At 48.9% G+C, this 1,285-nt stretch carries 1 rRNA gene; it reads right to left on the reverse strand.

What is annotated here, in order from left to right:
- Positions 1-1,251: ribosomal RNA gene (locus I0Q91_RS14210) — 23S ribosomal RNA — on the reverse strand; the annotation flags it as partial.
- Positions 1,252-1,285 lie beyond the last annotated feature (34 nt).

The following is a 1,285-nucleotide window of genomic DNA, read 5'->3' on the forward strand; positions in this document are numbered from 1 at the left end:
ATCCACAGCTTCGGTGATAGACTTTAGCCCCGTTACATTTTAGGCGCGAGGCCACTTGACCAGTGAGCTATTACGCACTCTTTAAATGAATGGCTGCTTCTAAGCCAACATCCTGGTTGTCTTGGCGACCTCACTTCCTTTCCCACTTAGTCTATACTTGGGGACCTTAGCTGGTGGTCTGGGCTGTTTCCCTTTCGACTATGAAGCTTATCCCACATAGTCTGACTCCTAGAGAACAATATACGGTATTCGGAGTTTGAATGGATTCGGTAACCTTGTTGGGCCCCTAGTCCAATCAGTGCTCTACAGCCGTATATCTTTTCTCTAAGGCTAGCCCTAAAGCTATTTCGAGGAGAACCAGCTATATCCAGGTTCGATTGGCCTTTCACCCCTATCCACAACTCATCCCATGGCTTTTCAACGCCACCGCGGTTCGAGCCTCCACGGGGTCTTACTCCCGCTTCACTCTGGTCATGGATAGATCACCTGGCTTCGGGTCTACTCCCTGCAACTTGCGCCCTCTTAAGACTCGCTTTCGCTACGGCTTTGCTGCTTTCAGCTTAACCTTTCGCTACAGAGTGTAACTCGCCGGTTCGTGATACAAAAAGCACGCGGTCGAGCCTTTTTATCTGCTCTCCCACTGTTTGTAAACCCACGGTTTCAGGTTCTATTTCACTCTCCTTCCGGAGTTCTTTTCACCTTTCCCTCACGGTACTTGTTCGCTATCGGTCACCCAGGAGTATTTAGTCTTGGAGGGTGGTCCCCCCTGCTTCACACGGACTTCCTCGTGATCCGTGCTACTTCGGATTGTATTACCACTAACTTGCCTTTTTAACTACAGGACTGTTACCTTCTCTGGTTAGCCTTTCCAGGCTATTCGTCTAAAGCTCGTTTTTAAGCAGCCTTATCTCTGCAAAGATAAGTACAATACATCCACACCAGACTATGGCAACGCTTGCAGGCTTACACCATAGCCTTTTTGACTCATCCCCGTTCGCTCGCCGCTACTTGGAGAATCTCTTTTGATTTCTTTTCCTCAGGGTACTTAGATGTTTCACTTCCCCTGCTTGTCCTATATAGCCTACTTCTTTCAACTATATATGCCAGGCCTTCTACCTGGCGGGTCTCCCCATTCGGATATCCCCGCATCTACGCTTATTTGACAGCTCCACGAGGCTTTTCGCAGCCTATCACGTCCTTCTTCGACTCTGGGTGCCCAGGCATCCACCGTGGGCCCTTTATATCTTCTCTTTTCTTCCCTATGCATCTTTCAAGGTGCGACTTT

The organism is Halonatronomonas betaini, from assembly GCF_015666175.1.
In the GTDB taxonomy this organism is placed as follows: Bacteria; Bacillota; Halanaerobiia; order Halanaerobiales; family Halarsenatibacteraceae; genus Halonatronomonas; species Halonatronomonas betaini.